Annotated in this window: 1 protein-coding gene; it reads left to right on the top strand. The window is 75.4% G+C overall.

What is annotated here, in order from left to right; all coding sequences use genetic code 11:
- Positions 1-627, top strand: a 627-nt coding sequence (rsgA, locus tag CKO27_RS23955) for a GTPase RsgA (RefSeq protein WP_200377412.1), incomplete at its 5' end; no start/stop codon positions are given.
- Positions 628-781: the final 154 nt, after the last annotated feature.

The raw sequence follows: 781 nt of genomic DNA on the forward strand, positions 1-781 counted from the left end.
TCCTGCGTCGTCGTGCTGAGCAAGGCCGACCTCTGCGCCGACCCGGCGCGCCGGCTGCGCGATGCGATGGCGCTGGCGCCGGCCGGCGTCGAGGTGCTGGCGCTGAACACGCTGGCCGACGACGCACGCTCGCTGCTCGCACCCTGGCTCGCGCCGGGGCAAACGCTGGTGCTGCTGGGTTCCAGCGGTGCCGGCAAGAGCACGCTGGCGAACGCGCTCTGCGCCGCCGAGGTCGCCGCCACCGGCGGCACGCGCCGCGGCGACGGCCGCGGCCGCCACACGACGACGGTGCGCACGCTGCACCCGCTGCCCGGTGGTGCATGCCTGATCGACACCCCGGGGCTGCGCACGCTGCGCCTGGACAGCGAGGCGGGTGACGTCGCCGGTGCCTTCGACGACATCGCGGCGCTGGCACCGATGTGCCGTTTCCGCGACTGCCGCCACGAAGGCGAGCCCGGCTGCGCGGTGCGCGGTGCGGTCGCGCCCGAGCGGCTGAAGAGCTTCGGCAAGCTGCTGCGCGAAGCCCAGCGCGACACGATGAGCGCGCTCGAACGGCGCGAACTGGTGTCGACCTGGAAGGCGCGCCAGCGCGCCGGGCGCGCCAACCTGAAGGCCAAACGCGGCTGATGAGGGTGCTGCGGCGCCGCGAGGCGCCGCAGCACCGGTGTTCAGCGCGGGCGTGCCGCCGGCGTGGCGACCAGTTCGTCGCGCTCGGCCAGCGCCGGGAACAGCTTGAACCAGGCCGCCGCGACGGCCAGCGTGCCCAGGCCGCCCAGCACCA

The sequence above is a fragment of the Thiocystis violacea genome (assembly GCF_016583575.1).
GTDB classification, from domain to species: domain Bacteria; phylum Pseudomonadota; class Gammaproteobacteria; order Chromatiales; family Chromatiaceae; genus Thiocystis; species Thiocystis violacea.